The following is a 7,352-nucleotide window of genomic DNA, read 5'->3' on the forward strand; positions in this document are numbered from 1 at the left end:
ATTGCGGGGATCGGGGGAAAATTCAGGTACTTTTTCCCTGAAAATTAGGTAGTTGACCACCTGAAAATCGGTAAAACCCCACACCCCACACCCCACACCCCACACCCTGCCCCTAGGAAAAGCTTTTTCAGCAAACCCTACTTAGGCACTCTTGCCAGAGTACCTTTTCTAGCTGAATGCTGGCTGCTATGCTTTTACCACCAATACGGAACAGGTAGCTTCTGCCACCACGAGACTACTAACAGAATCTTCGATCACCCGTTGAACTCCCGTTAATCCCCGGCTGCCGATCACGATCAGATCAGCTTGATAGATATTAGCTAAACGAATAATTTCCTCCGCTGGATCACCAAAGATGACCTCGATTTCACTAGGGGTAGCAATCTGGGATTGATAGCAGCGCAATTGATCTTCAATGATCTCACGGGAGGGGTGAGGGCGATCCACTGCCGATTCATCTCCCTCCTTACTGAGAATATGGGTGAGTATAATGCAAGAATTTGCCGTTAGAGAAAGGGAATTCAAAGCATGGAGGACTCGATGGGATGATTCCCCACAATCCAAGGCAACAACGATATTTTTAAACATTTTGACTAAATCCTACCGCTAAATAAATTTCCAATTAAGATTCCAAGGCAAAAAATCTATAGATAATTTTATAGGTTATTGCGATCGGTTAGGATTTCATAACCTGTGGCGGTTACTAGGACAGTATGCTCAAATTGAGCGGAGAGAGCATTATCCATCGTCACCACCGTCCAACGATCGCGTAAAGTTCTGGTATGTTTAGATCCCCCATTGACAATTGGTTCAATTGCCAGAGTCATCCCGGCGCGGAGTTTGACATTGGGTAACTCATTAGTGCGAAAATTAAATACCGAGGGTTCTTCGTGGAGATTTCTGCCGACTCCATGGCCGGTAAAATCTTCTACCACCTGGAAACCGTTAGCTTGAACGTGATCTTCGATCGCTCCTGCAATATCGAGCAGATAATTGCCCGCTTTTACCTGATTTATGCCTTTATATAAAGCTTCTTCCGCTACGCGGATTAATTTTTCGGCTTTGGGAGAGACGGAACCGATCGCGATCGTGATACAGGAATCCCCATGATAACCTTGGTAGTAGGCCCCCGTATCTACCTTTAACACAGAACCGGCTTTGAGGCGTTTTTTCGGGCTAGGGATACCGTGAACGACTTCGTTATCGACGGAGGCACAAATCGAGGCAGGAAAGCCATAATAACCTTTAAAACTGGGAGTAGCACCCATTTCGCGGATACGTTTTTCCGCATAGGCATCCAAATCCGCCGTCGTCATCCCGGGTTGAGCGATCTCGGCGATTTCCTTGAGGACTGTAGCGGCAATTTTACCCGCTTGTCGCATAATAACGATTTCTGCGGCGGATTTAGTTTCGATTCCCCGGCGGCTTTTCTGTACTCGCGGTGAACCTACTTGCTCTGGAGTTTTAGTTTCGGGAAAAAGCAGCTTGGTTAGGATGTTCATGGACAGTTGGCTGTCGAGTCTTTAACTTAACTTAGCATTTTCCCGGCGATCGATGACTGCTCTGGAGAAATCAAAAATCTTCCCTTAGGTGAGGAGACAGGAGACTCCGAGACAGGAGATGGGGAGATAGGGAGATAGGGAGATAGGGAGATAGGAGAAGGGAGTGGGGAGATGAGGATAAAAAAGACAAGAGACAACTATACTAGCCATAAAACCGAAAATTATCGCAAATTTATCTGACTTTTAAGATATTTTGAGCCGATAGCACATCGAGAACTTACTTTTGCAGGAGAGCTAAGGGACATTTAGAAAAGCTATAGTAGGGAAAAGGCTATTTTTCTGGCGAGGTGACAATTTATGGCAGTCAAAAAAGAGTTTTCCAGTTTTCAGGAACTGTTGCAAACCACTAATCTTCCCGTGTTAGTGGATTTCTATGCCACTTGGTGCGGTTCTTGTCAAATGATGGCTCCGATTCTAGAACAAACGGGAATGTATTTCAAAAATCGCCTACAAATTGTCAAAATTGATACAGACAAATATCCCAATTTAGCCAGTAAGTACGGTATTCAAGCTTTACCCACTTTAGTAGTCTTTAAAAATGGTCAACCGATCGATCGAATCGAGGGAGTGATGCAGGTTAACCAACTGGTTCAACATTTACAAACTCTGTTGTAAGATAATTTTGAACCAGAACTAGGAGTTAGTGTCATGGCAAAGGCGATTTGGAATGGTGCAGTGGTAGCGGAAAGCGATAACTGCGAAATTGTCGAGGGAAACTACTATTTTCCCCCCGATACCATCAAAGCTGAATATTTTCAACCCAGTAACACCCATACCATTTGTTCTTGGAAAGGAGAGGCTAGTTATTATACTCTCAGGGTAGATGGACAGGACAATAAAGATGCCGCTTGGTATTATCCCGATCCTAAACCAAAAGCCCAAAATATTAAAGGATATATCGCTTTTTGGCGAGGTGTGAAGGTTGAGAAATGATCGCCATCTACCCCGGCAGCTTCGATCCAGTTACACTCGGTCATTTAGATATTATCGAACGCAGTGTGCCACTATTCGAGCGAGTAATCGTGGCAGTTCTCTGCAATCCCCATAAAAACCCCCTGTTTACGGTCGAAAAACGCATAGAACAGATCAGTTACTGTACAAAACACCTGAAAAACGTTGAGATAGACAGTTTTTCAGGATTGACGGTTGAATATGCCAGATTAAAAGGTGCTAAGGTGCTGTTGCGGGGGTTGCGGGTTCTCTCAGACTTTGAAAAAGAACTGCAAATGGCACACACCAATAAAACTCTCTGGGAAGGAATCGAAACGGTTTTTTTAGCCACCACTAAAGAATATAGTTTTTTAAGCAGTAGCGTGGTTAAAGAAATCGCTCAATTCGGTGGCTCTGTCACCCATCTAGTCCCAGAAAACGTTTCTAGGGATATTTACTCATACTATAGCTAACATACTAAAATACAGTAATGAGGACGATCTGAACCTATGGCGCGCCGAGAACCTAATGATCCCAGAAAAGCAGTACCTAACACTTCTAATAGTGGGGTTCCCAGTCCACCCGTCGATTTCGATATCTATCAGGATCTGGCGCGTCTGCAAGAGATGATTTTTGATAGTTTCCATATCCCCCTCACCCGTTGGACAATCATCGATGAGGGACAGATATCCGAACAGATCGATCTCATCTATGAAACCGTGCCACCAGCAGTACAGAAAGCTTTGGCAATTTTGCAGGAAGAACAGGAAATTATCACTAAAGCGGAGGAATACGCTCAACAAGTCCTTCGTTCCGCTCAACAAAGAGCCGCCCAAATTCTCGATGAGTCCGGTATTATTCAACAAGCAGAACGGCAAGCGGCCCAAATTCGTCAACGGGTTCAGCAGGAATGCGAATCCTTGCAACAACAAACCCTCGATGAAATCGAACAGATGCGTCACAGCACCTTGCAGGAAGTGCAACAGTTACGACAAAAAACCCAAGCTGAATGTCATGAAATTCAAAAAGGCGCTGACGACTATGCCGAAGCGGTTTTAGAACATCTCGATCGAGAATTAGGGGAAATGTTACAAGTTATTCGCAACGGTCGTCAACAGGTAAGATCGAAACCAACATCTTCAAAAAATCTACCCGGAGAACGTCCTTAATCAGTTATCAGTTATCAGTTATCAGTTATCAGATGTAAGTTTTAAGTTAATTAGTTAGTTAGTTATCTTCATCTTTATCCCTGATTACTGTTTACTATTTACCGCTCGCTGAAAAGAACCAAACCTCCGATTCCTCACCGATAACTGATAACGGAATTTCATGAATAACTCCTCCTCGAATTCCCATCTATTCGGACGCTTTCTTAGCGGGTTATTCAGCTGGAAAATTTGGTTATTTGTCCAGATATTTCAAGGCAGTAACAGCTTTTATCGATTCCTGTATCATTATTTATATCGTCGTCCTAAAATCGATCGCATTCTCAGTAGCGATGTCATCTATATTCCCGATAAAAAACTTTATAGCATTCCCCTCGATGTGCTGAAAATGGAGCGGCAAATGGTTAATAGTGAGCGCCAGCAGTTGACTTCTATTACTACTTGGAAAGTTAAAACGATTCATCCCACCATCACCGAAACCGAGATACAACTCCACGATATTACCGTCGATTTACAACAGGTACACCTGATTAAATCAGACCTTAATAACTATGATTATACTAACACTCGCCGCTTGGCTCCTCTGGTGAAAACCTTACTTTTTGAAATTAACCCCAAAATTGCCAGTTTAGTAGAAAAGAAAAATCAATTAAATAGACTGCGAAATCTGGCCGCATCTTCCGAAATTTTTCATTCACAAACCCCATTGTACGATCGAGCAATTAATCAAGTCCAGCTAATTATTGATCAAGCGGAAGCTTTGAGACAAGAATGTTTAAAATTTATCCGAGAAACCCTGATCGAACGGGAATTAGTGCAATCCGAGATCGATAGCAATCTCGTTGATTGTAACCTCGATTTTGCCAGTCAATATCAACTAATTCAAGAAAAATATCAACTCTGGAAAGAAGAAGTACAAGCTTATTTTGAATTAAAAGATTCTTCCCTACCTAAAAATTAACTATGACCATCAGTATTCAGTATTCAGGAGTTAGGAGTCAGGAGCCAGTATTCAGGAGTCAGGAGATTATTTTTATTTATTCTCCCTTTTGCATGAGTGCATGAGTGCATGAGTGCCTCTCCTGATATGTAGCCTATACTCAACGGATTTAGTATTATGTCTAGTTTAACGGCAATTCGTGAACATATTTTTGCTTGGGGAAAACGCACCTATATCATGGGTGTTTTAAACGTTACTCCCGATAGTTTTAGTGATGGGGGAGAATTTGACAATGTTGAAAATGCCCTGCTACAAGCGATGAAAATGATCGAGGCTGGGGCTGATATAATCGATATCGGTGGTCAATCCAGCCGTCCGGGAGCGCAAGAAATTAGCCTAGAAGCAGAATTATTGCGAGTTATCCCCGTAATCACCGCTATTCGACAACAAAGTTCTATTCCTATCTCTCTAGATACCACTAGGGCGATTGTAGCAGCCCAAGGTATCGCCGCTGGGGCCGATTTGATCAATGATATTTCTGGGGGAACCTTCGATCGCCTATTATTGCCGACGGTGGCTAAATTGGCCGTTCCCATCATCCTCATGCACCTGCGGGGCAATCCGCAAACCATGCAATCTTTAACACATTATGACGATTTAGTCAAGGAAATTAAAGAATTTTTACAGAATCGCGTTAAGGAAGCTTTACAGTGGGGTATTGCTAGGGAAAATATTATCATCGATCCGGGGATTGGTTTCGCCAAAACTGGACGACAAAATCTTGAGTTATTGCGAGAATTAGGGCAATTTCGGGATTTAGGTTTACCTATTTTAATTGGATTGTCGAGAAAACGCTTTATCGGCGAGATTACAGGCAAAGATGACCCAAAAGAACGAGTTTTCGGAACGGCGGCGGCCTGTGCTTTAGCGATCGCTAAGGGGGCCGATATCCTGCGCGTCCATGATGTGGCTGCGATCGTAGATGTGAGTAAAGTGGTGGACGCAATCGAGCGAAGTTGAAAATTTTTGCTAGTCTTAGAATCATCCACACTTCGATCGAAATCAGCGATGAATAGCCAACTAACTAGCGATCATTGTATGTTACCCGTGATTCGATCTCCCCGGGATTATCAAGTTTTTCGCATTAGTGCTGGGGATACGAATCGTTTAGCGATCGTCTTCGATTCTACCGTAGCGGGGGATTCCTTGACCGTTTGTGTGGAAATTTTCGATCCCCACGGTCGCACCCCTACCCATCGTCATCATTTTGCCGTAGAAATGTTTTTTATCCTCAAAGGGGAGGGAATGGCTATCTGTGATGGTAAACCGATTCCCCTGGGGCCGGGGGATAGTTTATTAGTCCGTCCCACGGGTATTCACGAGATTAGAAATGTGGGGGACGGAAGACTTTATGCACTATGTTTTATGGTTCCCAATGAGGATTTTTCGGAATTAATTCGCAATGGTATCCCAGAGGAGTTAGACGCAGAAGATTTAGAGGTGTTGATGGGAACTATTAAAGGATAATCAAGCAATATCATCCCTTAAATTTTGGGCTTTTTTTTCAGGAAAAGAGCGATAAAAAAGGTAAAGGTTCCTCCCAGAAGTCCGAAGATTAGCCAATTTAATCTTGGATAGCCTTTATTGATAGCGATGATTGTAGCAATGGCACCGATGAGACAATGCCAGAAAAAAAGCAACAAGAATAAATCTAAGCTCGGGGAAATATCACCAATTAGTTTCATATTTTATCAGTAGAGCAATAGAGTTAATTGTTTAGATAGCAAATCTCTAGAATTTTTCCAATGACCGAGTCCCTGACCCGATTTTATGTTTATTTACATCTATAAGTATTTCTCTTATTTTTTTGTCCAAGGCCATTTTGTTCCCATCTCGGTTAAAGCTGAAAAAAATAGATAGAGAATAAGAAGGGCAACACAAAAGAGAAAAGTCAATAAGTCGTTATTCATCGAGTTATCCCTGATAGCTTAAAGGTCACTGATTCGCTACTATCCATTTGCCCACTACTTAGCAATTGCTGCTTTTCTAGACTTTTTAAACAGGATTGATTATTGTTGCTGTTGTGCCAAATAGTTAAGCACTGTGTCCAGAGTTAATTCTAAGCGTTCTGAGATTTGTTGTGGGGTTAAACCGAGGTCTTGCAGTAGAGGAATTGTTTTCAATTTTTGCAAGTTTATTCCCTGTTCAATTCCCTGTTCAATTCCCTGTTCAATTCCCTGTTCAATTCCCTGTTCAATTCCCTGTTCAATTCCATCTCCAAAAGCTTCTTGATAGAAACGAGTTTGTTTTAGGTCTTGTAGTTCCAACATAGCTTCAATTTCCTCTCGACTTTTTTGGGGTAATTTATAAATGATTATCGTTTCGATTAAATCAATGACATTTTTCTGCACTAAGCGATCGCTCAGTTCTCTTTGAGCCTGTTTAATTAAAATCTTAGCAGAATTAACAGCTTGACTCTCACTTTCAGTGACCAATTTGATCATGGCGATCGCTAAGGAAGGAGTCTCGTCATTTGCCAATTCATCCAGATAGATTCTTTTAATCCTTGACAAGGATAACAAGTCTTCAAATTGCTGGGGATGTTCTCGCTCAATTTCTCGGCTAGGATAAATAACAACTATCTGCCACGGTGACAAAGGTTTATACTGTCTAAGATATAAGAAAAGTTCCGAAAATAATCGATAATATAGGTCTTCATCCTTTTGAAACTGCACTTCTACCAGATAAAAGGGC

General features: G+C 42.2%; 11 protein-coding genes. 7 read left to right on the top strand and 4 right to left on the bottom strand.

From position 1 onward, the window contains the following. Positions 1-186: 186 nt before the first annotated feature. Entirely contained in the window at positions 187-588 is a 402-nt protein-coding gene (locus O9290_RS11125; protein WP_002765346.1) for a universal stress protein, read from the bottom strand. Positions 589-656: 68 nt separating this feature from the next. Beyond that, complete coding sequence (gene map / locus O9290_RS11130; protein WP_288056054.1) at positions 657-1,502, bottom strand: type I methionyl aminopeptidase; 846 nt, start codon at positions 1,500-1,502, stop codon at positions 657-659. 357 nt (positions 1,503-1,859) lie between these two features. Here map and trxA point away from each other — a divergent pair, with 357 nt between their 5' ends. The 7 genes from trxA to O9290_RS11165 all read left to right on the top strand — a co-directional run bounded on the left by trxA (position 1,860) and on the right by O9290_RS11165 (position 6,125). Continuing rightward, positions 1,860-2,177 carry a thioredoxin gene (gene trxA / locus O9290_RS11135; protein WP_288056056.1) on the top strand — a complete coding sequence of 106 codons (318 nt, stop codon included), beginning with the start codon at positions 1,860-1,862 and terminating at the stop codon, positions 2,175-2,177. Positions 2,178-2,210: 33 nt separating this feature from the next. Further along, positions 2,211-2,495, top strand: coding sequence for a DUF427 domain-containing protein (locus O9290_RS11140; RefSeq protein WP_002743550.1), 285 nt, complete (start codon positions 2,211-2,213; stop codon positions 2,493-2,495). Continuing rightward, on the top strand, positions 2,492-2,965 hold the full coding sequence (coaD, locus tag O9290_RS11145; protein WP_002758057.1) for a pantetheine-phosphate adenylyltransferase: 474 nt from the start codon (positions 2,492-2,494) through the stop codon (positions 2,963-2,965). The genes O9290_RS11140 and coaD overlap by 4 nt, the downstream gene beginning before the upstream one ends. Positions 2,966-3,001: 36 nt before the next feature. Continuing rightward, positions 3,002-3,661 (top strand): ATP synthase subunit B family protein, encoded by a 660-nt coding sequence (locus O9290_RS11150; protein ID WP_002758055.1) that lies wholly within the window; start codon positions 3,002-3,004, stop codon positions 3,659-3,661. A gap of 160 nt (positions 3,662-3,821) precedes the next feature. Further along, a complete protein-coding gene (locus O9290_RS11155; protein WP_288056058.1) occupies positions 3,822-4,619 on the top strand; it encodes a hypothetical protein in 798 nt (265 codons plus the stop codon). 156 nt (positions 4,620-4,775) lie between these two features. Then, complete coding sequence (gene folP / locus O9290_RS11160) at positions 4,776-5,618, top strand: dihydropteroate synthase (protein ID WP_288056060.1); 843 nt, start codon at positions 4,776-4,778, stop codon at positions 5,616-5,618. 48 nt (positions 5,619-5,666) lie between these two features. After that, complete coding sequence (locus O9290_RS11165; protein WP_002758047.1) at positions 5,667-6,125, top strand: cupin domain-containing protein; 459 nt, start codon at positions 5,667-5,669, stop codon at positions 6,123-6,125. A gap of 17 nt (positions 6,126-6,142) precedes the next feature. On the opposite strand, the gene O9290_RS11170 is transcribed toward O9290_RS11165, so the two are convergent. Further along, on the bottom strand, positions 6,143-6,343 hold the full coding sequence (locus O9290_RS11170) for a hypothetical protein (RefSeq protein ID WP_002743555.1): 201 nt from the start codon (positions 6,341-6,343) through the stop codon (positions 6,143-6,145). Between the two features lie 324 nt (positions 6,344-6,667). After that, the coding region (locus O9290_RS11175) for an Rpn family recombination-promoting nuclease/putative transposase (protein ID WP_288087052.1) at positions 6,668-7,352 on the bottom strand (685 nt) is incomplete at its 5' end.

It is taken from the genome of Microcystis sp. LE19-41.2A (assembly GCF_027530405.1).
In the GTDB taxonomy this organism is placed as follows: domain Bacteria; phylum Cyanobacteriota; class Cyanobacteriia; order Cyanobacteriales; family Microcystaceae; genus Microcystis; species Microcystis aeruginosa.